Raw genomic sequence first — 22,159 nt, 5'->3', positions numbered from 1 at the left:
TGCCGGGATCAACCGTAAGTGCATCTGAAGTCTTTGGAGTAACCCGTGGCTGCCAATTGCGACGTCTGCGGCAAGGGCCCGAGCTTCGGCAACAACATCTCGCACTCGCACCGCCGTACGCCCCGTCGCTGGAACCCCAACATCCAGCGCGTCCGTACTGTGGTGGGCGGGACGCCGAAGCGCGTGAACGCTTGCACCTCGTGCATCAAGGCCGGCAAGGTCACGCGCTGACAACCGCTAGCGCGCGGCCACTGCTGGTTCGTTTGCTCTGAGCCCGTCCACCTCACGGTGGGCGGGTTTTTTGCTGCCCCGACGCAGCGCCTCCACACGCGCGTATCCGTCACCGCCGGTCCACGCGGATCGACGAGGAGCCCTCTCGCCCTCGGCACCGGCCCGGACCGTTCCGGGGGGGGGCACTGGCGCGCCCGACGAACGGCGCCGACCGTCTCGGCGACCGCTTCCGTGCGCCCTCCCGGGGCGACCGCACCAAGGCGCCCCGTCATCGCACGCTGCGGGCGGTCGTGGAGAGGAGCTGGGAGCTGCCGGACGAAGGGAAGAGGCAGCGCCGGGCGGCTGACGTCGTTCTCCGGCGGCGCGGCCCTGGCGGCGGTCGAGACGGTGTGCGCGAGGCCGTACCCCGAGGGCCTGATGGCCCACCTCGTGGGGTGTCGCAGCTTGCAGGTCGTGGACGGGCGCTGCCGGATGTTGAAGATCATCCGCGTTCGCCGAGCACGAGACCCGGATCCGGGGCCGTGACCTCATGTACCGCCCGCCGAGCTCACGGCTGCTCGCGGGCCTCTTCGAGAAGCTCAGCGAGAAGGCCGCGGCCGGCATCGGGCTGCGGGACTGTCCACGGGCCGTGAGCCGGCATCCCACGGGTGGTGCCCCACCTGTGGGCGCTGAGGCGGAAGCGGGCAACTCGGCCACCAGGCGCGGTGGTCGCACGGCGGTCGGGACGGCCGTTCCGCGGCGCCGCGTGGGGAACGCGGCCGGGGCCGTTTCGGCGTCCTGAACGCTAAGTCCACGGCCCGGAAGGGGCGTTGCCGGTGGCGGCCGGCCTCGCCCGAGGGCCTCAGGACTCGATGTCCCCGAAGTGGTCCCAGCCGCCCTTGCTCGTCCAGGGGGCGCCGTCCACGGTGACCTGCGGCAGCGCCGACGGGTTGAGGACCTCTCCGATCACCTTCCAGCGAGCGGGCAGCTTCACGTCCGGCGGGAAGGTCGCCACGATCGCGTGGTCCTCGCCGCCGGTGAGCACCCACTGGATCGGGTCGACACCGACGGCCTGGCCGATGTCGTTCATCTGGGTGGGAATGTCGATGTCCCCGGAGCGGACGTCGATGCGCACCTTGCTCGCCTCGGCGATGTGCCCGAGGTCGGCGATCAGCCCGTCGCTGACGTCCGTCATCGAGGTCGCGCCGAGCCCGGCGGCCGCCGGACCCGCGTGGTACGGCGGCTCCGGGCGGCGGTGGGCCTCGACGAAGGCGCGCGGCGAGCGGAAACCCCGGGAGAGGACCGCGAACCCGGCGGCGGACCAGCCGAGCCAGCCGGTCACCGCGACGACGTCACCGGGCTGCGCCCCGGCCCGGGTGACCGGCTCGTGGTTGCGCAGATCGCCGAGTGCGGTGATCGCGATCGTGATCGTCTCGCCCCGGACGACGTCCCCGCCGACCACGGCCGCGCCCGCGACCTGGCACTCGTCACGCAGGCCGTCCATCAGCTCGGAGGGCCAGGTGGCCGGGAGCTCGGCGGGCACGACCAGGCCGAGCAGCAGCGCGGTCGGCACGGCGCCCATCGCGGCGATGTCCGCGAGGTTCTGCGCGGCGGCCTTGCGTCCGACGTCGTACGCGGTGGACCAGTCGCGGCGGAAGTGCCGCCCTTCGAGGAGGATGTCGGTGCTCGCCACGACCCTGCGGTCCGGCGCGGCCACCACGGCGGCGTCGTCGCCGGGGCCGACCCGGACCGCCGGGGTGGTGGTGAGACGCGAGGTGAGCTCTCGGATGAGCCCGAACTCCCCCAACTCGCCCACGGTGCCCTTCATGATCGTCGTGCTCCCTCTGTCGCTGCTCGCGCCCGGTCGCGAGCCGTCTCCGTAGTCGGTACGGTCGAGTTGACCGTCAACTTGTGCAGTCCGTGCACCCCGGCGCGCAAGCCCCAGTCACCGCGGGTCTCCCCGCGGCGAGCGGCAACGCGATACCGTGGCGTTCCTTTTCCCCACATGATCCTCGTGGCCGCCCTGGAGGTTCCGTGGTACAGGCGTACATCCTGATCCAGACGGAGGTCGGCAAAGCGTCGACCGTCGCCGAGACGATCGGCAAGATCCCGGGGGTGATCCAGGCCGAGGACGTGACAGGACCGTACGACGTGATCGTGCGCGCCCAAGCCGACACCGTCGACGACCTCGGTCGCATGGTGGTCGCCAAAGTCCAGCAAGTGGATGGCATCACCCGCACCCTGACCTGCCCGGTCGTACACCTCTAGCCCCCGTCTACCCTGGGCCGGTGAACTTCTCCCGTCACCGGCACACCGCTCTCCTCGGGCTGCCCGCCGTCGCACTGCTGGTCGCGATCGCGGGCTGCTCCTCAGCAGACGACAGCGCGTCCGTCGCGGTTCCGAGCCCGGACACGAAGGTCACCGGGCTGTGCCAGAACCTGGACAAGGTGCTGCCGCGGACGGTGGACGGCCACGGTCGCGAGGACCCGGAGCCCCGGTCCGCGCTGACCGCGGGCTGGGGTAGCTCGGCGATCATACTGCGCTGCGGTGTCGAGCGACCGCCGAAGATGGTCGATCCGAAGGTGGCGAACGGCGACGACCCGAAGGCGGTCGGCGGCCGTGTGAACGGCGTCGACTGGCTGATGGAGAAGCAGGACGACGGGACGACGCTCCTCACCACCGCGTTGCGGAAGGCGTACGTCCAGGTCACGGTGACCGCGGGCGTCGACGTGTCCGGGGTGCTCGTCGATCTGGCCGCCTCAGTCAAGAAGGCGGTCCCCGAAGGGACCGCCGACTGACGACCGGGTGGTGCGGGACGCTCAGCGCAGCCCCGTCGAGCGCCGCAGCGCCGCCTGCACCAGACGGTCCACGAGCTCCGGGTAACCGATGCCCGTCTCCTGCCACATCCGCGGGTACATGGAGATCGGCGTGAAGCCCGGCATCGTGTTGATCTCGTTGATCACGAACTCGCCGTCCTCGGTGAGGAAGAAGTCGGCGCGGACCAGGCCCTCGCAGGAGGCGGCCTCGAAGGCCTCGACGGCCAGCCGGCGGACCTCGGCGGTCTGCTCCTCGGTGAGCGGTGCCGGCACGATCCCGTCGGCCGAGTCGATGTACTTGGCCTCGAAGTCGTAGAAGGCGTGCGCCTGTACGGGCGGGATCTCCGCGGGGACCGAGGCGCGCGGGCCGTCCTCGAACTCCAGGACGCCGCACTCGATCTCGCGGCCGCGCAGCAGCGCCTCCACGATGATCTTCGGGTCGTGCCGCTGGGCCTCCTCGATCGCCTCGTCGAGGCCCGAGATGTCGTCGACCTTGGTGATGCCGAACGAGGAGCCGGCGCGCGCGGGCTTCACGAACAGCGGCCAGCCGTGCTCGCCCGCGAAGTCGACGATCTTCTTTCGGGCGGCGGCCTCGTCCTGCTGCCACTCGCGCGGCCGGATCACCACGTACGGGCCCACCTTCAGGCCGAACGAGGTGAACACCCGCTTCATGTAGTCCTTGTCCTGGCCGACGGCCGAGGCGAGGACGCCCGAGCCGACGTAGGGGACGCCGGACAGTTCCAGGAGGCCCTGGAGGGTGCCGTCCTCGCCGTACGGGCCGTGCAGCATCGGGAAGACGACGTCGACCTCGCCGAGCGCCTTGGGCACCGAACCGGGTTCGCTGTAGACGACCTCGCGGTTGGCCGGGTCGACGGGGAGTACCACGCCGCCCTCGCTGGACTCGGCGAGCTGGTCGACGCTGGGCTGCTTGCGGTCGATGATCGCCATGCGTTCCGGCTCGTCCGCGGTGAGCGCCCAGCGGCCGTCCTGGGTGATGCCGATCGGCAGTACGTCGTACTTCGTACGGTCGATGGCGCTCAGGACGGCGCCGGCCGTGACCACGGAGATCCCGTGTTCGGAGCTGCGGCCGCCGAAGACGACCGCCACGCGCGGCTTGCGAGGCGGCTGCTCAGGGTTCTGGGGGAGGTTCTCGGTGCTCATATCGGGATGAGGGTACCCGGTGGTACGGCGGTGAGTCAGCGCCCCACGACGGCCGTTGCTCAGCGTCGTACCGGCCGTCGCGGAGCGTCGCCCACACGGCCGTCCGGGTAACCCGGTTCAGCGGCGTTCGGGCTTCGCGCTGCGCGACATCAGCTCCTTGAGGGCCACCACCGGAGGCTTGCCCTCGTGGACGATGCTGACGACGGTCTCCGTGATCGGCATGTCGACGCCGTGCCTGCGGGCCAGATCGAGCACGGACTCACAGGACTTGACGCCCTCGGCGGTCTGCCGGGTGACCGCGATGGTCTCCTGGAGGGTCATTCCCCTGCCGAGGTTGATGCCGAAGGTGTGGTTGCGGGAGAGCGGCGAGGAGCAGGTCGCGGCGAGGTCGCCGAGGCCCGCGAGGCCGGAGAACGTCATCGGGTCGGCGCCCATGACGAGTCCGAGCCGGGTGGTCTCGGCGAGGCCGCGGGTGATGAGCGAGCCCTTGGCGTTGTCCCCGAGGCCCATGCCGTCGGCGATGCCGACGGCGAGACCGATGACGTTCTTGATGGCCCCGCCGAGTTCACAGCCCACCACGTCGGTGTTCGTGTACGGGCGGAAGTACGGCGTGTGGCTGGCGGCCTGGATGCGCCGGGCCACGGCCTCGTCCCGGCAGGCGACGACCGCGGCGGCGGGCATCCGCTGGGCGATCTCCTTGGCGAGGTTCGGTCCGGTGACGACGGCGACGCGGTCCGCGGAGACCTTGGCGACCTCCTCGATCACCTCGCTCATGCGCTTCACGGTGCCGAGCTCGACGCCCTTCATGAGCGAGACGAGCACGGTGTCCGGGGCGAGCAGCGGGACCCAGTCCGCGAGGTTCCCGCGCAGCGTCTGCGACGGCACGGCGAGCACGGTGAAGTCGGCGTCGCGCGCGGCCTCGGCCGGATCCGCGGTGGCCCGCAGGTTCTCGGGGAGTTCTATCCCCGGGAGGTAGTCCGGGTTCGTCCGCGTGGAGTTGACCGCGTCGGCGAGTTCGGGACGGCGCGCCCACAGGGTGACGTCGCACCCCGCGTCGGCGAGCACCATGCCGAAGGCCGTGCCCCACGATCCGGTTCCGAAGACGGCCGCCCTGACCGGCTTGCTCACGTGCCCTGCCCTTCTTCCTGCTGTGCTTTTCCCTTGGCCGCGGCCTTGCGGCGCTGCGCGACACGTACTTCGCGCGGGTCGTACACGTTCTCGGGCGCCTTCTCGCCGCGGATCAGCTCCAGCTGCACGGTGATGGCGGCCATGATGACCTCGGTGACCTCTCTCAGGAGGTCCGGGTTCATCTCCCTGTCGTAGAAGCGCGAGAGGTCCACCGGCGGGCCTGCGAGCACGTGGTGGGTCTTGCGCGGAAGGATGTCGGGCTTCTTCGAGTACGGGGGCAGCAGTTCGTTGACGCCCCACTGCGCGACCGGGATCACCGGGCACCTGGTCTGCAGCGCGACCCTGGCCGCACCGGTCTTGCCCGTCATCGGCCAGCCGTCGGGGTCCCGGGTGAGGGTGCCCTCGGGGTAGAACGCGACGCACTCACCGCGTTCCACGGCGTCGATCGCGGCGCGGAAGGCGCTCAGCGCATCGGTGCTCTCGCGGTAGACGGGAATCTGTCCGGTGCCGCGCATCGCGGAGCCGACGAACCCCTTCTTGAAAAGACCGGCCTTCGCCAGGAAGCGCGGAACACGCCCGGTGTTGTACTGGTAGTGCGCATACGCGAAGGGGTCCACGTGCGAATTGTGGTTCACCGCGGTGATAAATCCGCCCTCGGCCGGAATGTTCTCCATTCCGCGCCAGTCCCGCTTGATCAGAAGCACCAGCGGCGGTTTGACGAGAACCGCTGCGAAGCGGTACCAGAAGCCGATTCTGCGGCGGGGCACGCGGGCACCTTCCTCTAGAGCCTGGGGGGCCGCACAAGTGTCGCTCCAGGCCGCCTGTCTGTCGAGAACACCGTACGCCCCGACGTCGGGACCTCCACGGTGACCGGGTCACAATAGGGCTCGACCGGAGAGGGTGGAGCGCTCGTGCGGTGGACTTTGGTCATACCCCTCAAACCCTTGGCGCGGGCCAAGAGCAGGCTGGCGGACACGGCTTCCGACGCGGTTCGCCCCGGCCTCGCCCTCGCGTTCGCGCAGGACACCGTGGCGGCGGCGCTGGCCTGCGCCGCGGTCCGGGATGTGGCGGTCGTCACGGGTGACGCCCGGGCCGGACGGGAGCTGTCCGCGCTCGGCGCGCGCGTCGTCGCGGACGAGCCGGGAGGCGGCCTCAACGCTGCGCTGGCACACGGGGCGGGGTTCGTGCGGTCGCGCGATCCCGAAAGCGCCGTCGCGGCCCTGAACGCCGATCTGCCCGCTCTGCGGCCCCTGGAATTGGCCCGGGTACTGGCCGCCGCCATGGAATTCCCGCGCGCTTTCCTGGCCGATGCGGCCGCAATCGGCACCACTCTCCTGACCGCTTCCCCGGGCCTGGAATTGCGTCCCGCTTTCGGCGGGGATTCCCGGGCCAGGCATCGTGCCTCGGGGGCCGCGGAACTGGGTCTCGACGCGGTCGATTCGGTACGCCGGGACGTGGACACCCGGGACGATCTGCGGGCGGCGCTCGCGCTCGGGGTGGGACCGCGCACGGCCGCCGCGGCGGCCCGACTGCTCATTCCCGGGCAGTAGACCGGTCCCCCGACGGACGCCGGGCGTTCACCGGTGACGCGCCGTCGGTGGCCGGGCGGGCCCCGGACTCCCGGCGCGTCTCCCCCGCGCGACCGGACGGCCGTCGCGTCCCGCGCTCCTCGTCCCTCGCCCGGTGCTCCGCGTCGCGGGTCAGTAGGCTGCCGGCATGCAGGCGACCTCGTACACGTACGACCCCGAGACCCGCAGCGGACAGGTGCTGCTCGACGACGGCACTCCGATGCCCTTCGACGGGACGGCGTTCGACGCCGGCGGACTGCGCCTGCTGCGGCCCGGCCAGCGCGTGCGGATCGAGACCGAGGGGACGGGCGAGGGGCGCCGGATCACCCTGATCACCCTGCAGACGTTCTGAGAAACGCCGCGGGCCGGGCTCCCAACGGGAGCCCGGCCCGACGCGTGAGGTGACCCTGCGCCCGGCTTCTAGCGGGCGGTGGCCTTCTTGGCGGCGGTCTTGCGAGCCGTCGACTTCTTGGCGGGGGCCTTCTTGGCGGTGGCCTTCTTCGCCGGGGCCTTCTTGGCCGCGGTCTTCTTCGCGGTGGCCGTCTTCACGGCGGTCTTCTTGGCGGCGGCGGTCGTCTTCTTCGCGGCCGTCTTCTTCACGGCGGTCTTCTTGGCGGCGGCGGTCGTCTTCTTCGCGACCGTCTTCTTCGCCACGGCGGCCTTCCTGGCCGTCGCCGCCTTCTTGGCGGTGGTGGCCTTCTTCGCGGCGGCCTTCTTCACCGTCGCCGAAGCTCCGCCGGAGAGGCTGCCCTTCGGGGCCTTCTTGACGGCGACGTCGTTCTTCGGGAGCTTCTTCGAGCCGCTCACCAGGTCCTTGAAGCCCTGGCCCGCGCGGAAGCGGGGCACGGAGGTCTTCTTGACCCGGACACGCTCACCCGTCTGCGGGTTGCGGGCGTAACGAGCGGGACGGTCAACCTTCTCGAAGGAACCGAAGCCGGTGACCGAGACCCGGTCTCCGCCGACAACCGCACGGACGATGGCATCCAGTACCGCGTCGACCGCGTCGGCGGCCTGCTGACGCCCGCCGACCTTGTCGGCAATCGCTTCTACGAGCTGCGCCTTGTTCACGTCTTCCCCTTCGGAGACATCGCCCGAACGAATGCGTTCAAGCTTTTTCGCACGTTAGGCAGATATATACCGCAAATCAAACACGAAACGGGCTAATCACCCTTGTGCCGCAACGAACTCGGGCCGCAGCGGAGTTCCTCAGCGTTCCCCTTCGAGGAATCGACCCTCGTCGAGGTCGGTGGTGAACCGCTGCAGACGCCTTGCCGCATCGGCGAGATCGTGTTTGGCCACGGCCGTAATGACCAGCAGTTTCCGGGTCAGCGCCATCCGTACGCCCTCCGGGACTTGCAGTGCGCGCACCGTCGTGTGCGCTTCCTTCAGTTGGGCCGCGACCGCAACGTAGAGCTCGAGTTGGCCGTCGCGTTCCATGCACAGATTGTGCCATCTGGGGCGAGTTGTCGCCTGCGCAGGGGGTAACTGCCGCCCCCCTAAGGGCTCCTGAGCGCCCCGGCCCAGGGCCGCACCCACCTGCGTGTACCCAGGCAAATTCCCTTGTAACCAGGGGAGTTGACCGCCTTCGCCGGGGTCCTCGGGAGCCCTCCGGGGGCGGATACAGCTGTACCCCCAACCGTCCACGATTGGAGGTACAGAGGGGTGTCGCGTTGGCCGAAATCAGCCTTGCCCGGCCGCGGGCGGCGCGTGCGTCAGACCTGGAGCGTCTTCGGCTTGTGCGACGGGCGCTTGGCCTCGTAGGCCGCGATGTCGCCCTCGTTCCGGAGGGTGATGGAGATGTCGTCCAGACCGTTCAGCAGCCGCCAGCGGGCGTTCTCGTCCAGCTCGAAGGGCGCGGTGATGCCCTCGGCGCGCACCTCGCGGGCCTCCAGGTCGACCGTGATCTCGGCTTCCGGGTCCTTCTCCGACAGTTCCTGGAGCGCGTCCACGATCTTCTGCTCCAGCACCACCGTGAGCAGGCCGTTCTTCAGCGAGTTGCCCCGGAAGATGTCGGCGAAGCGGGACGAGACGACGGCCTTGAAGCCGTAGTTCTGGAGCGCCCACACGGCGTGCTCGCGGGAGGAGCCCGTACCGAAGTCGGGGCCCGCCACCAGGACCGTGGCGCCCTGGCGCTCGGGCTGGTTGAGGATGAAGGACGGGTCCTTGCGCCAGGCCTCGAAGAGGCCGTCCTCGAAGCCGTCCCTGGTCACCTTCTTGAGCCAGTGGGCGGGGATGATCTGGTCGGTGTCGACGTTGCTGCGGCGCAGCGGGACGGCCCGGCCGGTGTGCTTGGTGAATGCTTCCATGGCTCTCAGACTCCAGCGGGCACGGGGGCGTCGGACAGGTCGGCCGGGGAGGCCAGGTGGCCGAGCACCGCCGAGGCGGCGGCGACCTGCGGCGAGACCAGGTGCGTACGGCCGCCCTTGCCCTGCCTGCCCTCGAAGTTGCGGTTGGAGGTGGACGCGGAGCGCTCACCGGGGGCCAGCTGGTCGGGGTTCATGCCCAGGCACATCGAGCAGCCCGCGTGCCGCCATTCGGCGCCGGCCTCCTTGAAGACCACGTCCAGGCCCTCGGAGACGGCCTGGAGTCCGACCCGCGCGGAGCCGGGGACGACCAGCATCCGTACGCCGTCGGCGACTTTGCGGCCCTCGACGATCGAGGCGGCCGCGCGGAGGTCCTCGATACGGCCGTTGGTGCACGAACCTACGAAGACGGTGTCGATGCTGATGTCGCGCAGCGGCTGTCCGGCGGTCAACCCCATGTATTCCAGGGCCTTTTCGGCGGCGTGGCGCTCCGAAGCGTCTTCGTACGAAGCCGGGTCGGGGACGTTCGCCGAAAGCGGCGCTCCCTGGCCGGGGTTGGTGCCCCAGGTGACGAACGGCGACAGGGCCGCGGCGTCGATGACGACCTCCGCGTCGAATTCGGCGTCGTCGTCGGACTTCAGGGTCTTCCAGTACGCGACCGCGGCGTCCCACTCCTCGCCCTCGGGGGCGTGGGCGCGGCCCTTGAGGTACGCGAAGGTGGTCTCGTCGGGGGCGATCATGCCCGCGCGGGCGCCGGCCTCGATCGACATGTTGCAGATGGTCATCCGGGCCTCCATCGAGAGCTTCTCGATGGCGGAGCCGCGGTACTCCAGGATGTAGCCCTGGCCGCCGCCGGTGCCGATCTTGGCGATGATCGCCAGGATCAGGTCCTTCGCGGTGACGCCGTCGGGCAGTTCGCCGTCGATCGTGATGGCCATGGTCTTCGGGCGGGCCAGCGGCAGCGTCTGGGTGGCCAGCACGTGCTCCACCTGGGAGGTGCCGATGCCGAACGCCAGGGCTCCGAAGGCGCCGTGCGTGGAGGTGTGCGAGTCACCGCAGACCACCGTGGTGCCCGGCTGGGTCAGACCCAGCTGCGGGCCGACCACGTGCACCACACCCTGCTCGACGTCGCCCAGCGAGTGCAGTCGCACGCCGAACTCGGCGGCGTTCTTGCGCAGCGTCTCCAGCTGGACCCGGGACACCGGGTCCGCGATGGGCTTGTCGATGTCGAGGGTCGGAGTGTTGTGATCCTCGGTGGCGATGGTGAGGTCGAGACGGCGCACCTGGCGCCCCGCCTGGCGCAGACCGTCGAAGGCCTGCGGGCTGGTCACCTCGTGCAGCAGGTGCAGATCGATGAAGAGGAGGTCGGGCTCGCCCTCGGCGCGCCGGACGACATGGTCGTCCCAGACCTTCTCCGCCAGTGTCCTACCCATCGCTTTCCCTCCGGCCGGCTTGTGTGGCGCCGGCCCAACTAGAGATTTCCGGGGTGGCGGACGTCCGTACCCCGTTGTCCGGACGTCGTCCACCGGGCCCGTTTGGTCCGCGGGCCGCTGTGTCTACAAGGGTGGCTCGTTCCACCGGAAATTGAACTTGCGTTTCACAGAGTGAGACGCGAGTATCGTTTCATGGACAACAGTAGCGGCGTCGGCGTTCTGGACAAGGCAGCCCTTGTCCTGAGCGCTCTGGAGTCCGGTCCGGCCACCCTCGCGGGCCTGGTCGCGGCCACCGGACTGGCACGACCCACGGCACATCGTCTCGCCGTGGCACTTGAGCACCACCGCATGGTGGCGCGTGACATGCAGGGCCGTTTCATCCTCGGCCCCCGCCTCGCCGAACTGGCGGCGGCGGCGGGTGAGGACCGTCTCCTCGCGACGGCGGGCCCGGTGCTCACGCACCTGCGGGACATCACCGGCGAGAGCGCGCAGCTCTACCGCCGCCAGGGCGACATGCGCATCTGCGTCGCAGCGGCCGAGCGGCTGTCGGGCCTGCGGGACACCGTCCCGGTCGGCTCCACCCTCACCATGAAGGCCGGTTCCTCCGCCCAGATCCTGATGGCCTGGGAGGAGCCCGAGCGGCTGCACCGCGGCCTGCAGGGCGCCCGCTTCACCGCCACCGCCCTGTCGGGGGTACGGCGCCGGGGCTGGGCCCAGTCGATCGGTGAGCGCGAACCGGGCGTGGCGTCGGTGTCGGCGCCGGTGCGCGGCCCCTCGAACCGTGTCGTGGCCGCCGTCTCGGTCTCCGGACCGATCGAGCGCCTGACCCGTCACCCGGGCCGTACGCACGCCCAGGCGGTCATCGACGCCGCCGGCCGGCTCTCCGAGGCCCTGCGCCGCACGGGCTGACCTCCGCTCCACCTCCCGCTCGCGACGGGACGGGCCGGCCTCAACGCCGCGGCAGGCCCTCCCCGACGCGCACCGTCCCGTACGCGGGGTGTGCCGGCCCCCAGGCCGCCGCACACCCCGCGCCCTGCTGTCCGGCGTGACCCAACTCACCCCTGGTTGCGACGAGTTGATCTCCGGCCGGCCACGGGCCGATACAGGGGGCGACACGACGTGGGGAGCGCCGCCCGAGAACGAGGAAAGGGCCCCCACCGAAGTGGAGACCCTTTCCTGTCGTGTACCCCCGACCGGATTCGAACCGGCGCTACTGCCGTGAGAGGGCAGCGTGCTAGGCCGCTACACAACGGGGGCGTGGATCTTGCGTTTCCGCAGATCCGAGCTGGGCTACCAGGACTCGAACCTAGAATGACGGTACCAGAAACCGTAGTGTTGCCAATTACACCATAGCCCATGGTGGTTTAGACCAGTACCCCCGACCGGATTCGAACCGGCGCTACTGCCGTGAGAGGGCAGCGTGCTAGGCCGCTACACAACGGGGGCCCTAGCGATCCTGCATGAGCGGCAGCGGGTGCGACCCGGACTGCCTCCCTGAGAAGGATCTGTACCCCCGACCGGATTCGAACCGGCGCTACTGCCGTGAGAGGGCAGCGTGCTAGGCCGCTACACAACGGGGGCGTTGCGGATCTGGTGTCCGCGGTGCAGATGAGCTCTGCGAGCTGGCCTACCAGGACTCGAACCTAGAATGACGGTACCAGAAACCGTAGTGTTGCCAATTACACCATAGGCCACTGAAACTCAACCCCAGACGAGGGTCTTGCTTCCAGTTGACGTCTCCGGGTCTTTGCCTTTCGGCCCGTTCCCGGCGGCGCAGAAAGAACATTACCCGAAGGTGGACGGCGCTCCAAAACGGGTATCGGCGGCGAGGACCGCGGGCAACTCGGCCAGCGATCCGATGCGGTGCGGTCCCGTCGGTCCGACGGCGCCCGCGGGGTGCGCGCCGTCGCGGTCGATCCACACCGAGAGCAGCCCCGCGTCGGCGGCGCCCCGGCCGTCGATCTCCGGATGGTCCCCCACGTACGCCACCCGGTCCGGTGGCAGACCCAGGGCGTCGCACGCCGCGTGGAAGGCGGCGGCGGCGGGTTTGGAGACACCCAGCTCCGCGGCGCACAGGATCGCCTCGAAGCGGTCGTGCACACCGAGGACGCGCAGTTTGCGGTCCTGGACGAGCAGGCTGGAGTTGGACAGGACCGCGTGCCGGTGGCTGGCGAGGAGCGCGTCCAGGGCGGGCAGGACGTCCGGGAAGAGCGTCCAGGCGCGTTCGTAGTGGGCGATGTACCGGTCGAACCACGCGTCGGCCTCGGTGTCGCTCAGCGACTCCCCCAGGAACACCCTGACGCGCTCCCGGCGCTGGCCCTGCCAGTCCGTCTCGCCCGCCGAGAACCGCGCCCACTGCGCGTCGGTGGCCTCCCGCCAACGCGCGAGGGCCTGTTCGACGGACGCGGGGCCGTCGAACAGGCCCTCGGCCGCGAGATGGGCCCGCATGCCCGCCCGGTCCGCGGCCGTGTAGTCGAAGATCGTGTCGTCGATGTCCCAGACCACGGCGTCGATGCTCATGGACCGACGGTATCCCCGGACGCGGGCGGCCGTCCCCGGTCGGTCGGGCCCTCGCGGGCCGGGCGTGCGGGCGGGCGGGCGTGCGGGGAAGACAAGGAGAGGGGGTGGGGCCCGGTCCGGCCCCACCCCCTCTCGCCTTCGTCCTGCGCCTACGCGGCGAGCCGCTCCAGCGCGGCGTCGACGCGGGCCAGCGTCTTCTCCCTGCCCAGGATCTCCAGGGACTCGAAGAGCGGCAGGCCGACCGTGCGGCCGGTGACGGCGACACGGACCGGCGCCTGGGCCTTGCCGAGCTTCAGGCCGTGCTCCTCACCGGCGGCCAGAACGGCCTCCTTGAGGGACTCCGGGGAGGACCAGTCGGCCGCGTCCAGCTTCTCGCGGGCGGTGCGGAGCAGCGCGTCGCTGCCCTCCTTCATGGCCTTCGTCCAAGAGGCCTCGTCGACGGCCGGCTCCGGCAGGAACAGGAAGTCGACGTTGTCCGTGATCTCGGAGAGGACCTTCATCCGCGACTGGGCGTGCGGGGCGATCGCCTGCCACTTCGCCTCGTCGAAGTCCTCCGGCGCCCAGGGCGCGAAGGGGGCGCGCAGCCAGGGGGCGCAGCGCTCGGTGAAGTCCTTCACGTCGAGCATGCGGATGTGGTCGGCGTTGATCGCCTCGCACTTCTTCAGGTCGAAGCGGGCCGGGTTCGGGTTCACGTCCGTGACGTCGAACGCGGCGACCATCTCGTCGATCGAGAAGATGTCGCGGTCGGCGGCGAGGGACCAGCCGAGCAGGGAGAGGTAGTTCAGCAGTCCCTCGGGCAGGAAGCCGCGCTCCCTGTAGAGGTTGAGGGAGGACTCCGGGTCGCGCTTGGAGAGCTTCTTGTTGCCCTCGCCCATCACGTACGGGAGATGGCCGAAGGCCGGGGTCTCCTTGGCGATGCCCAGTTCGGTGAGCGCCTTGTAGAGGGCGATCTGCCGCGGGGTGGAGGAGAGCAGGTCCTCGCCGCGCAGGACGTGGGTGATCTCCATCAGGGCGTCGTCGACGGGGTTGACCAGCGTGTACAGCGGAGCGCCGTTCGCCCGGACGATGCCGAAGTCCGGGACGTTCTCCGGGAGGTACGTGATCTCGCCGCGGACCAGGTCGTCGAAGGTGATCGCCTCGTCGGGCATCCGGAAGCGGACGATGGGCGTGCGGCCCTCGGCCTCGTAGGCGGCCTTCCGCTCGGCGGACAGGTCGCGGCAGTGGCCGTCGTAGCCGGAGGGCTTCCCGGCGGCGCGGGCGGCGTCGCGGCGGGTGTCCAGCTCCTCGGTCGAGCAGTAGCAGTGGTACGCGTGACCCGCGTCCAGCAGCTTGCCCGCGACATCCTTGTAGATGTCCATGCGCTGCGACTGGCGGTACGGCGCGTGCGGTCCGCCGATCTCGGGGCCCTCGTCCCAGTCGAAGCCCAGCCAGCGCATCGAGTCGAGCAGCTGGCCGTACGACTCCTCGGAGTCGCGGGCCGCGTCGGTGTCCTCGATGCGGAAGACCAGGGTGCCCTCGTTGTGCCGGGCGAACGCCCAGTTGAACAGGGCCGTGCGGACCAGGCCCACGTGGGGGTTGCCGGTCGGGGACGGACAGAAACGTACGCGGACGGTCGCGTTAGCCACGCTTGATCACCTTGTTGGTGAGAGTGCCGATGCCTTCGATGGTGACGGCGACCTCGTCGCCGACGTTCAGGGGGCCGACCCCAGCCGGGGTGCCGGTGAGGATCACGTCGCCGGGGAGCAGCGTCATGGCCTCGGAGATGTTGACGATCAGGTCCTCGACGGAGTGGATCATCTCGTTGGTGCGGCCGAGCTGCTTCTGCTGCCCGTTGACCGTGCACTGGATGGTGAGTCCCTCGGCGACCGCGGCGGGGTCGATGTCCGTCTCCACCCAGGGGCCGAGCGGGCAGGAGCTGTCGAAGCCCTTGGCGCGGGCCCACTGCTTCTCGCGCTTCTGGACATCGCGCGCGGTGACGTCGTTGGCGCAGGTGTAGCCGAGGATGACGTCCTTGACGCGCTCGCGCGGGACCTCACGGCACATGCGGCCGATGACGACGGCGAGCTCGGCCTCGTGGTGCAGGTCGCTGGAGAAGGAGGGGTACTGGATCGGGTCGCCCGGGCCGATCACCGAGGTCGACGGCTTGAAGAAGGCGAACGGGGCGTCGGGCACCTCGTTGCCGAGCTCCTTGGCGTGCTCCGCGTAGTTGCGGCCGAAGGCCACGACCTTGTTCGGGAGCACCGGCGGCAGCAGCCGGACCTTGCTCAGCGGAACCTTCGTACCGGAGAGCTCGAAGTCCGCGAACGGGATGCCCTTGATGATGTCGAGGACGAGCTCGTCCGGCTTGTCGCCCTCGACCGCGCCGAAGGCGACGTTGCCGTCGATGGAGAATCTGGCGATGCGCACGGGATCCTGGCGCCCCTCACTGAGCTGGCTGGAGTCTGACGCTCCAGGCTAACGCGGCAAGGGGCGCGAGCTTCGCGCATATACGCCGGGACGGTGAGCGGTGGTGTCCGCGTCGCCGGCGGGCACGGTGCGCCCGCCGCGTGCCGGAGCGGTGAGGCTCCCCGGGGGTGAGGGGTGACCGGCGGGGCCGCGCGCCTGGCGCGGCCCCGCCGGTACCACCGGACTCAGAGTGCGGCGGAGGCCGCGACCGGGACGTCCATCAGGACGGTGCGGCGGGGGTTGGCGGTCTGGAGGGGAAGGTCGACCGCGTGCTCCGGCCGCTCCGGCGTCCGCAGGGCGTCGGCGTCCTCGAGGTGCGCCAGCGTCGTGCGGTCGGGGTTGGCTATGTTGCGGAACATCATCGTCGTCTTCACCGTTGTTCTCGACCTTGTCGTCCTGGGCGCCTGCGGGGGGAGTCAAGGATCCCCGCATAGGCGCGGGTTGTCGGATTCGCCATCCCTGTAAAGCGTCAGGCTAAACATGCAACTCCCGGGCGATGACGTGAAGACGCCATGATCGACGTGTGAGTTTCCTCACTCGTTGAGGGATAAACCGGTCAACTCCGGCCCTCGTCCAGGGTTGACGAAACGGACATTGCTCCACTGAAGCAGCCATTCCGCTCCTGATCATGTCGACTGGGACACGGTGTACGCACCGGTACCTCGTAGGCATTCGCCCGGTATGTACGAGATCCCCTTACACACCTCGTGACGCACCCCTCACATGCTGTCACGGAGGTCACAGCCTGGTACTCGGGCCTTGTTGGAGATCCTGCACTGTGCTGGAATTCCACGGACCACCGCGGAACACGAACCGGCGCGCAGGGGCGCAACGCAGCGCCGGGTGGCGGCGGGAAGGGGGAACCTGCGCCGGTCACTCAGACCACATCAATGAGGCGCATCTGCGCCTTGTACAACGCCGACACCGTCCCGCCGTTCCAGCGGAGGGACGCCTGGTCCAGAGGTTGCGACGCTAGTGCAGGGACGTTTCAAGAGGGATGGCAGCGCTTCGGCGGAGCCGGAGCCGCGCGGCGGGACCGACCGCGGTTCCTCGCCCCAGCACGCCCAGAACCCGGGCCCGGCAGAGGTCGGCGGCAGCGGTGACTCCGCTCGCGCCGGCGCGAAGCCCAAGGCTCCCGCCACGACACCGGCCGCCAAATCGACGAGCACCCCGAGCTACGGCTCGCGCGTAGCTCTGCGGAACTGGCGCATCTCCACCCGCCTGGTCTCGCTGCTGGCGCTCCCCGTGGTCGCAGCGACCTCGCTGGGTGCGCTCCGCATCAACCAGTCGTTGGACGACATCCAGCAGCTCGACAACATGAAGCTGCTGACCGAGATGACCAAGCAGGCGACCGAGCTCGCGGCCGCGCTCCAGAAGGAGCGCGACGAGTCGGCCGGCCCGCTGGTGCACGGTGCCCCGATCAGTGACTACACGGTCAAGTCCGCGCGTGACGACACGGACATCGCCAAGAAGCACTTCCTCGACGGCACGCAGAACATCGACGAGGCCGCGTCCAACGGCCAGCTCACCGGTGTCCGCGACAGTCTCGTGGGTATCGCGGGCGACCTGAACAAGCTCAGCACCACCCGCAACACCGCGTACAACGACCCCAAGAACGCGACCCAGACGGTCGAGTCGTACCACCGCCTGGTCACCCAGCTCCTCGCGCTCTCGCAGGACATGGCCGAGGCGACCAGCAACACCGAGATGATCCAGCGCACCCGTGCGCTGTCGGCCTTCTCCTCCGCCAAGGAGTACGCCTCCGTCCAGCGCGCGATCATCGCCGCGGCGCTCCCCGAGCGTCCGACGACCTTCGGAACGCTCTCCGAGAACGACCGGCAGTACGCGCTGTCCGCGCAGGACAGCTATGACTCCGAGCTCCAGGGCTTCAAGAGCATCTACGGCGACGGCAGCACGGACCTGCTCAAGCCGATCGAGAGTGCCAGCTCCGGGATCAAGGCCGCCGACCAGTACTCCAAGCGCGTACTGGCCCCGGGCGGTCTGCGGACGCAGGACAAGCGGTCCTACAAGGACTGGATCGACGAGGACACGAACAAGCTCGACTCGATGTCGAAGATCGAGACCACGCTGCTCGGCGAGATGGAGCAGAAGGCCCGCGAGCTGCGCAACGAGTCCCAGAGCGAAGCCATCATCAACGGTGTGCTGATCCTGCTCGTCCTCGGTGTCTCGCTCGTCGGCGCCTTCGTCGTGGCCCGGTCCATGATCCGCTCGCTCCGCCGCCTGCAGGACACCGCGACCAGGGTCGCCCAGGACCGCCTGCCCGAGCTGGTCAAGCAGCTCTCGGAGTCGGACCCGCAGGACGTCGACACCTCCGTCGAGTCCGTCGGTGTGCACTCCCGGGACGAGATCGGCCAGGTGGCCGCGGCCTTCGACGACGTGCACCGCGAGGCCGTCCGCCTCGCCGCCGAGCAGGCCCTTCTGCGAGGCAACGTCAACGCGATGTTCACCAACCTCTCGCGCCGTTCCCAGGGTCTTATCCAGCGTCAGCTCTCGCTCATATCCGAGCTGGAGTCCCGCGAGGCCGACCCCGACCAGCTCTCCTCGCTGTTCAAGCTCGACCACCTCGCGACCCGCATGCGCCGTAACGGTGAGAACCTCCTCGTCCTCGCCGGTGAAGAGCCCGGCCGACGCTGGACCCGCCCGGTCCCGCTGGTCGACGTGCTCCGCGCCGCCGCGTCCGAGGTGGAGCAGTACGAGCGCATCGAACTCTCCTCGGTCCCGACGACCGAGGTCGCCGGCCGCGTGGTCAACGACCTCGTGCACCTCCTCGCCGAGCTGCTGGAGAACGCCACCTCGTTCTCCTCCCCGCAGACGAAGGTCAAGGTCACCGGTCACGCCCTGCCCGACGGCCGGGTGCTGATCGAGATCCACGACACCGGTATCGGTCTGTCCCCCGAGGACCTCGCCGCGATCAACGAGCGGCTCGCCGCTCCGCCGACCGTGGACGTCTCCGTCTCCCGCCGCATGGGTCTGTTCGTGGTCGGTCGTCTGTCGCAGCGACACGGCATCCGTATCCAGCTGCGTCCGTCCGACTCCGGTGGTACGACCGCGCTGGTCATGCTGCCCGTGGACGTCGCCCAGGGCGGCAAGAAGCCCATGCCGGGCAAGCCGGGCCAGGGTGCCCCGGGCCTCGGCGGCCCCGCCGCCTCGGCGGCTTCGGCCGGTGTGGCCGCGGCCCGTCGCAACGGCGCCCCGCAGGGTGCTCCCTCGCTCGGTGCCGGCGCTCCCGCCGGCGGTGGTTCCCTCGGTGCCCCGCCGCAGCGCGGACAGGTCGGCGCCGGCCAGGGCCCGCGGGCCGCACTGCCCGGAAGCAACCAGGGCGGTCGCCCCGGTGCCCCCGGTGGAGCGCGCGGTCAGCAGGGCGCGGGCGGCGGTCAGCAGAACAGGCAGGCTCCGTCCGGTGCCAACGCCTTCGGGCAGAGCCCGCAGGGCTACCAGGCCCAGAACGGCTCGCCGCAGCAGGGCTTCGGCGACGGTTCCGGTTCCCAGAACGTCTTCGGTGACACGTCCGGCGCCCGTCAGAACGGCTACGGCAACGGCAACGCCGGCGGTTCCGGCGCCCGTCAGAACGGCTTCGGCGACAGCGGCCCCGCCGCCACGCCCCCGCCGGCCCAGGCGAGCGGCAAGGGCAAGGGCAGCCGTCGTCGGCCGCAGCTCCCGGGCCGCGGTGGCGGCGCGCGTGCCGAGCTGCCCGGTGGCAACACCGGTTCCCGTGCGCCGAGCTGGAGCGACGACAACGCCCAGCCGTCCGTACCGCGTTCGGCGCTCGACACGCCGCGCGGTCACGAGGACCCGGACGCCACCTCGCGCATGCCGCGGATCGACGACCGCCAGGGCCCGTCCTCCACCTCGGAGTTCGCCCGTCCCGACTTCGACGCCCAGCGCCCCGGCGCGAGTGCGCCGCAGAACACCGGCCAGAACACCGGTCAGTACAACCGCCCGGACAACTACGGTCCCGGCAACCCTTCCTCCGTCGGCCAGAACCCGGCCGGCACGGGGCAGTTCGCCACCCAGGGCTACGGTGCCTCCCAGGACCCGTCGTCCACCGGCCAGTTCGCCCAGCCGGGCTACGGAGCTTCCCAGGACCCCGCGTCCACCGGGCAGTTCCCGGCGCCCGGTTACGGCAACGGGCAGAACACGTCGTCCACCGGACAGTACGAGCGGCCGGCCAACCCGCAGCCGCCCGTCCGTCCGCAGGGACCCGAGGCGCTTCCTCCGGCCTCGAACCCCGGTGACGGCCGCACCCCGCTGTACGACACGCTGGAGACCAACTGGTTCCACGGTCAGGCGGACGGCGGAGCACCCGCCGACGGCGCTCCCCAGAACAACGCTCCTCAGCACCACGGTTCCCAGGGATCCATGCAGGTTGCCCCCCAACAGCCTCAGACTCCCCCGGCGCCGCAGCAGCGGCCGGCCGCCGCACCGGCCGCTACCTCGTGGCGCAGCTCTCCCAATGACGACCTCGTCAAGCAGGCAGAGCGCGTCCGTCAGCCCTCGGCGGGCGGGGTCACCACCTCCGGCCTGCCGCGTCGTGTCCCGAAGGCCAACCTCGTCGCGGGCACGGCACAGCAGCAACAGCACCAAGGCGGTCCGCAGGTCTCCCGTGCGCCTGATGACGTACGCGGCCGGCTGACCAATCTCCGTAGGGGCATTCAGCAAGGTCGACAGGCCGCTCCCAACGGCCAGACCGGCAGCTTCCCCAGCCCCACTCACCAGCAGGAGCGTTAGTTGAGCCCGATGAGCCAGGCGGCACAGAACCTCAACTGGTTGATCACCAACTTCGTGGACAACACCCCCGGGGTGTCCCACACCGTCGTCGTGTCCGCCGACGGACTCCTTCTGGCCATGTCCGAAGGTTTCCCCCGTGACCGCGCAGACCAGCTGGCGGCCGTGGCCTCCGGACTCACCTCGTTGACCGCCGGGGCTTCCCGGATCTTCGAGGGCGGGGCCGTGGCGCAGACGGTCGTCGAGATGGAACGCGGTTTCCTCTTCCTGATGTCCGTCTCCGACGGATCGTCTCTCGCGGTTCTGTCCCACCCGGATTGCGACATCGGCCTCGTCGGCTACGAGATGGCGCTGCTCGTCGACCGAGCGGGCGCCGTCCTCACGCCGGACCTGCGGGCCGAACTACAAGGCAGTCTGCTTCACTGACCGCCGCCGGATCCAGACACCGCACGAAATCACCGTCCGGCCGCCACAATCCCCCCACCGGCCCCAACAGACGGCACGACTGACCGACTTGCTGTCCCGCCCGGAGGATTCATGACCCCGCCCACCGCTTCTCATGATCCGTACGCCGAGTCGTACGGGGATGAGGGCGACCAGCCGCTGGTACGTCCGTACGCGATGACCGGCGGCCGGACCCGGCCGCGGTACCAACTCGCCATAGAGGCACTGATCAGCACCACGGCCGACCCGGCCCAGCTGATGGGACTGCTCCCCGAACACCAGCGCATCTGCCACCTGTGCCGGGAAGTGAAGTCGGTGGCCGAGGTGTCGGCCCTCCTGTCCATGCCTCTCGGTGTGGCCAGGATCCTCGTCGCGGACCTCGCGGAGGCCGGACTCGTCGCCATTCACCAGCCTGGCGGCGATGAGAACAACGGCGGCGTGCCGGCCGTGACACTGCTCGAAAGGGTGCTCAGTGGACTTCGCAAGCTCTGACGGAGGCCGGGCGACCACCTCCGCGAAGATCGTCGTAGCGGGTGGCTTCGGTGTCGGCAAGACCACGTTCGTGGGTGCCGTCTCGGAGATCAACCCCCTGCGCACCGAGGCCGTCATGACCTCCGCCTCGGCGGGGATCGACGACCTCACCCACACCGGGGACAAGACCACCACCACGGTGGCCATGGACTTCGGCCGTATCACCCTCGACCAGGACCTGATCCTGTACCTCTTCGGTACGCCGGGCCAGGACCGCTTCTGGTTCATGTGGGACGACCTGGTCCGCGGCGCCATCGGCGCTGTGGTCCTGGTCGACACCCGGCGCCTCGCCGACTGCTTCCCGGCGGTCGACTACTTCGAGAACAGCGGCCTGCCGTTCGTCATCGCCCTCAACGGCTTCGACGGTCACCAGCCGTACCAGCCCGAGGAAGTCCGCGAGGCACTGCAGATCGGCCCGGACGCTCCGATCATCACGACGGACGCCCGACACCGTGCAGATGCGAAGAGTGCACTGATCACTCTCGTCGAGCACGCGCTGATGGCCCGACTGCGGTAGTGGTCAAGTCGACGCCTTCCTATGGAAGTTGTCGTAGACGCATTGGAGCCGGCTGTGTCCTTTGACACGGTCGGCCACAGTGTTCATAACGTTTCGACAGAGAATTTCGCCGGCCCCGACACGCATCGCGGTCGCCTGGTGCCGCTGCGCTCATGAAAGCCCCGCCTTTTGGCGGGGCTCGCTCTTTATGACCGTTTTATGTGTGGCGAGTACCACTCGGAATCATCCATTCCGAGTGTTTGGAATGGCGCCGTCTGACGTGCTGGAATGCGCTGAACTGCCCGGTAGTCAAGGGCGCTGGTAGATACCGCGGCACAACGTAGGTGCCGACGCCGAG

General features: G+C 69.8%; 22 protein-coding genes and 5 tRNA genes. 10 read left to right on the top strand and 17 right to left on the bottom strand.

The features are described 5' to 3' along the window. Positions 1-45: 45 nt before the first annotated feature. Complete coding sequence (gene rpmB / locus ACFYW7_RS32220) at positions 46-231, top strand: 50S ribosomal protein L28 (RefSeq protein ID WP_389508854.1); 186 nt, start codon at positions 46-48, stop codon at positions 229-231. A gap of 841 nt (positions 232-1,072) precedes the next feature. Here rpmB and ACFYW7_RS32215 read toward each other — a convergent pair. Then, a complete protein-coding gene (locus ACFYW7_RS32215; protein ID WP_389508853.1) occupies positions 1,073-2,038 on the bottom strand; it encodes a thiamine-phosphate kinase in 966 nt (321 codons plus the stop codon). Positions 2,039-2,244: 206 nt separating this feature from the next. Here ACFYW7_RS32215 and ACFYW7_RS32210 point away from each other — a divergent pair, with 206 nt between their 5' ends. After that, on the top strand, positions 2,245-2,478 hold the full coding sequence (locus ACFYW7_RS32210; protein ID WP_029384521.1) for an Lrp/AsnC family transcriptional regulator: 234 nt from the start codon (positions 2,245-2,247) through the stop codon (positions 2,476-2,478). A gap of 20 nt (positions 2,479-2,498) precedes the next feature. Next, a complete protein-coding gene (locus ACFYW7_RS32205; protein WP_389508851.1) occupies positions 2,499-3,008 on the top strand; it encodes a DUF3515 domain-containing protein in 510 nt (169 codons plus the stop codon). Between the two features lie 21 nt (positions 3,009-3,029). Here ACFYW7_RS32205 and ACFYW7_RS32200 read toward each other — a convergent pair whose 3' ends face one another. From ACFYW7_RS32200 to ACFYW7_RS32190, 3 genes are all read right to left on the bottom strand, one after another. After that, a complete protein-coding gene (locus ACFYW7_RS32200) occupies positions 3,030-4,187 on the bottom strand; it encodes a D-alanine--D-alanine ligase family protein (RefSeq protein ID WP_389508849.1) in 1,158 nt (385 codons plus the stop codon). A 117-nt stretch (positions 4,188-4,304) separates the two neighbouring features. Continuing rightward, on the bottom strand, positions 4,305-5,315 hold the full coding sequence (locus tag ACFYW7_RS32195) for an NAD(P)H-dependent glycerol-3-phosphate dehydrogenase (RefSeq protein WP_389508847.1): 1,011 nt from the start codon (positions 5,313-5,315) through the stop codon (positions 4,305-4,307). Further along, positions 5,312-6,082: a lysophospholipid acyltransferase family protein gene (locus ACFYW7_RS32190; RefSeq protein WP_389508845.1), complete on the bottom strand. Its 771-nt coding sequence runs from the start codon at positions 6,080-6,082 to the stop codon at positions 5,312-5,314. The genes ACFYW7_RS32195 and ACFYW7_RS32190 overlap by 4 nt, the downstream gene beginning before the upstream one ends. Positions 6,083-6,226: 144 nt before the next feature. Here ACFYW7_RS32190 and cofC point away from each other — a divergent pair, with 144 nt between their 5' ends. Next, the gene (cofC, locus tag ACFYW7_RS32185; RefSeq protein ID WP_389508843.1) at positions 6,227-6,865 is read left to right on the top strand and encodes a 2-phospho-L-lactate guanylyltransferase; all 639 of its coding nucleotides are present in this window, start codon (positions 6,227-6,229) and stop codon (positions 6,863-6,865) included. A 166-nt stretch (positions 6,866-7,031) separates the two neighbouring features. Beyond that, entirely contained in the window at positions 7,032-7,235 is a 204-nt protein-coding gene (locus ACFYW7_RS32180) for a hypothetical protein (RefSeq protein ID WP_389508841.1), read from the top strand. A 68-nt stretch (positions 7,236-7,303) separates the two neighbouring features. Here ACFYW7_RS32180 and ACFYW7_RS32175 read toward each other — a convergent pair whose 3' ends face one another. The 4 genes from ACFYW7_RS32175 to leuC all read right to left on the bottom strand — a co-directional run bounded on the left by ACFYW7_RS32175 (position 7,304) and on the right by leuC (position 10,619). Continuing rightward, a complete protein-coding gene (locus ACFYW7_RS32175) occupies positions 7,304-7,951 on the bottom strand; it encodes an HU family DNA-binding protein (protein WP_389508838.1) in 648 nt (215 codons plus the stop codon). 138 nt (positions 7,952-8,089) lie between these two features. Continuing rightward, positions 8,090-8,320: a hypothetical protein gene (locus ACFYW7_RS32170; RefSeq protein ID WP_389508835.1), complete on the bottom strand. Its 231-nt coding sequence runs from the start codon at positions 8,318-8,320 to the stop codon at positions 8,090-8,092. 275 nt (positions 8,321-8,595) lie between these two features. Continuing rightward, entirely contained in the window at positions 8,596-9,189 is a 594-nt protein-coding gene (leuD, locus tag ACFYW7_RS32165; protein ID WP_389508833.1) for a 3-isopropylmalate dehydratase small subunit, read from the bottom strand. A 5-nt stretch (positions 9,190-9,194) separates the two neighbouring features. Further along, the gene (gene leuC, locus ACFYW7_RS32160; RefSeq protein ID WP_389508831.1) at positions 9,195-10,619 is read right to left on the bottom strand and encodes a 3-isopropylmalate dehydratase large subunit; all 1,425 of its coding nucleotides are present in this window, start codon (positions 10,617-10,619) and stop codon (positions 9,195-9,197) included. 192 nt (positions 10,620-10,811) lie between these two features. Between leuC and ndgR the strand changes: the two genes are divergently transcribed. Next, positions 10,812-11,528, top strand: coding sequence for an IclR family transcriptional regulator NdgR (ndgR, locus tag ACFYW7_RS32155; protein ID WP_389508829.1), 717 nt, complete (start codon positions 10,812-10,814; stop codon positions 11,526-11,528). 275 nt (positions 11,529-11,803) lie between these two features. Here the strand turns inward: ndgR and ACFYW7_RS32150 are convergent. From ACFYW7_RS32150 to ACFYW7_RS32110, 9 genes are all read right to left on the bottom strand, one after another. Then, positions 11,804-11,876: transfer RNA gene (locus ACFYW7_RS32150), tRNA-Glu, on the bottom strand. Between the two features lie 28 nt (positions 11,877-11,904). Further along, positions 11,905-11,976 (bottom strand) — tRNA-Gln (locus tag ACFYW7_RS32145). Positions 11,977-11,992: 16 nt separating this feature from the next. Beyond that, positions 11,993-12,065, bottom strand: a tRNA-Glu gene (locus tag ACFYW7_RS32140). A gap of 62 nt (positions 12,066-12,127) precedes the next feature. Next, positions 12,128-12,200: transfer RNA gene (locus tag ACFYW7_RS32135), tRNA-Glu, on the bottom strand. Between the two features lie 41 nt (positions 12,201-12,241). After that, positions 12,242-12,313: transfer RNA gene (locus ACFYW7_RS32130), tRNA-Gln, on the bottom strand. Positions 12,314-12,404: 91 nt separating this feature from the next. Beyond that, positions 12,405-13,139, bottom strand: coding sequence for an HAD family hydrolase (locus ACFYW7_RS32125; RefSeq protein ID WP_389508827.1), 735 nt, complete (start codon positions 13,137-13,139; stop codon positions 12,405-12,407). Between the two features lie 149 nt (positions 13,140-13,288). Then, on the bottom strand, positions 13,289-14,764 hold the full coding sequence (gene gltX / locus ACFYW7_RS32120) for a glutamate--tRNA ligase (protein WP_389508825.1): 1,476 nt from the start codon (positions 14,762-14,764) through the stop codon (positions 13,289-13,291). Next, positions 14,757-15,545 carry a fumarylacetoacetate hydrolase family protein gene (locus ACFYW7_RS32115; RefSeq protein ID WP_389508823.1) on the bottom strand — a complete coding sequence of 263 codons (789 nt, stop codon included), beginning with the start codon at positions 15,543-15,545 and terminating at the stop codon, positions 14,757-14,759. The genes gltX and ACFYW7_RS32115 overlap by 8 nt, the downstream gene beginning before the upstream one ends. Positions 15,546-15,769: 224 nt before the next feature. Beyond that, positions 15,770-15,958: a hypothetical protein gene (locus ACFYW7_RS32110; RefSeq protein WP_389508821.1), complete on the bottom strand. Its 189-nt coding sequence runs from the start codon at positions 15,956-15,958 to the stop codon at positions 15,770-15,772. Between the two features lie 601 nt (positions 15,959-16,559). On the opposite strand from ACFYW7_RS32110, the gene ACFYW7_RS32105 reads away from it, so the two are divergent. The 4 genes from ACFYW7_RS32105 to ACFYW7_RS32090 all read left to right on the top strand — a co-directional run bounded on the left by ACFYW7_RS32105 (position 16,560) and on the right by ACFYW7_RS32090 (position 21,822). Further along, positions 16,560-20,333: a nitrate- and nitrite sensing domain-containing protein gene (locus tag ACFYW7_RS32105; RefSeq protein WP_389508819.1), complete on the top strand. Its 3,774-nt coding sequence runs from the start codon at positions 16,560-16,562 to the stop codon at positions 20,331-20,333. A 9-nt stretch (positions 20,334-20,342) separates the two neighbouring features. Further along, positions 20,343-20,756 carry a roadblock/LC7 domain-containing protein gene (locus ACFYW7_RS32100; RefSeq protein WP_261709982.1) on the top strand — a complete coding sequence of 138 codons (414 nt, stop codon included), beginning with the start codon at positions 20,343-20,345 and terminating at the stop codon, positions 20,754-20,756. A gap of 111 nt (positions 20,757-20,867) precedes the next feature. Continuing rightward, positions 20,868-21,266, top strand: a complete 399-nt coding sequence (locus ACFYW7_RS32095) for a DUF742 domain-containing protein (RefSeq protein ID WP_389508817.1) — start codon at positions 20,868-20,870, stop codon at positions 21,264-21,266. After that, complete coding sequence (locus ACFYW7_RS32090; protein ID WP_389508815.1) at positions 21,247-21,822, top strand: ATP/GTP-binding protein; 576 nt, start codon at positions 21,247-21,249, stop codon at positions 21,820-21,822. Before ACFYW7_RS32095 ends, ACFYW7_RS32090 begins: the two co-directional genes overlap by 20 nt. Positions 21,823-22,159: the final 337 nt, after the last annotated feature.

It is taken from the genome of Streptomyces sp. NPDC002580 (assembly GCF_042889485.1).
Classification (GTDB): domain Bacteria; phylum Actinomycetota; class Actinomycetes; order Streptomycetales; family Streptomycetaceae; genus Streptomyces.
Note: the sequence above shows the minus strand (reverse complement) of the source record. Positions and strands in the feature narration are given on the sequence as shown.

Bases quoted from the DNA above. Each gene is read 5' to 3' on its own strand.
- ACFYW7_RS32095 (WP_389508817.1), top strand. From the start codon at position 20,868: ATGACCCCGCCCACCGCTTCTCATGATCCGTACGCCGAGTCGTACGGG.
- ACFYW7_RS32170 (WP_389508835.1), bottom strand. From the start codon at position 8,320: ATGGAACGCGACGGCCAACTCGAGCTCTACGTTGCGGTCGCGGCCCAA.
- ndgR (WP_389508829.1), top strand. From the start codon at position 10,812: ATGGACAACAGTAGCGGCGTCGGCGTTCTGGACAAGGCAGCCCTTGTC.
- ACFYW7_RS32100 (WP_261709982.1), top strand. From the start codon at position 20,343: ATGAGCCAGGCGGCACAGAACCTCAACTGGTTGATCACCAACTTCGTG.
- leuC (WP_389508831.1), bottom strand. From the start codon at position 10,619: ATGGGTAGGACACTGGCGGAGAAGGTCTGGGACGACCATGTCGTCCGG.
- ACFYW7_RS32215 (WP_389508853.1), bottom strand. From the start codon at position 2,038: ATGAAGGGCACCGTGGGCGAGTTGGGGGAGTTCGGGCTCATCCGAGAG.
- ACFYW7_RS32200 (WP_389508849.1), bottom strand. From the start codon at position 4,187: ATGAGCACCGAGAACCTCCCCCAGAACCCTGAGCAGCCGCCTCGCAAG.
- leuD (WP_389508833.1), bottom strand. From the start codon at position 9,189: ATGGAAGCATTCACCAAGCACACCGGCCGGGCCGTCCCGCTGCGCCGC.
- ACFYW7_RS32180 (WP_389508841.1), top strand. From the start codon at position 7,032: ATGCAGGCGACCTCGTACACGTACGACCCCGAGACCCGCAGCGGACAG.
- ACFYW7_RS32125 (WP_389508827.1), bottom strand. From the start codon at position 13,139: ATGAGCATCGACGCCGTGGTCTGGGACATCGACGACACGATCTTCGAC.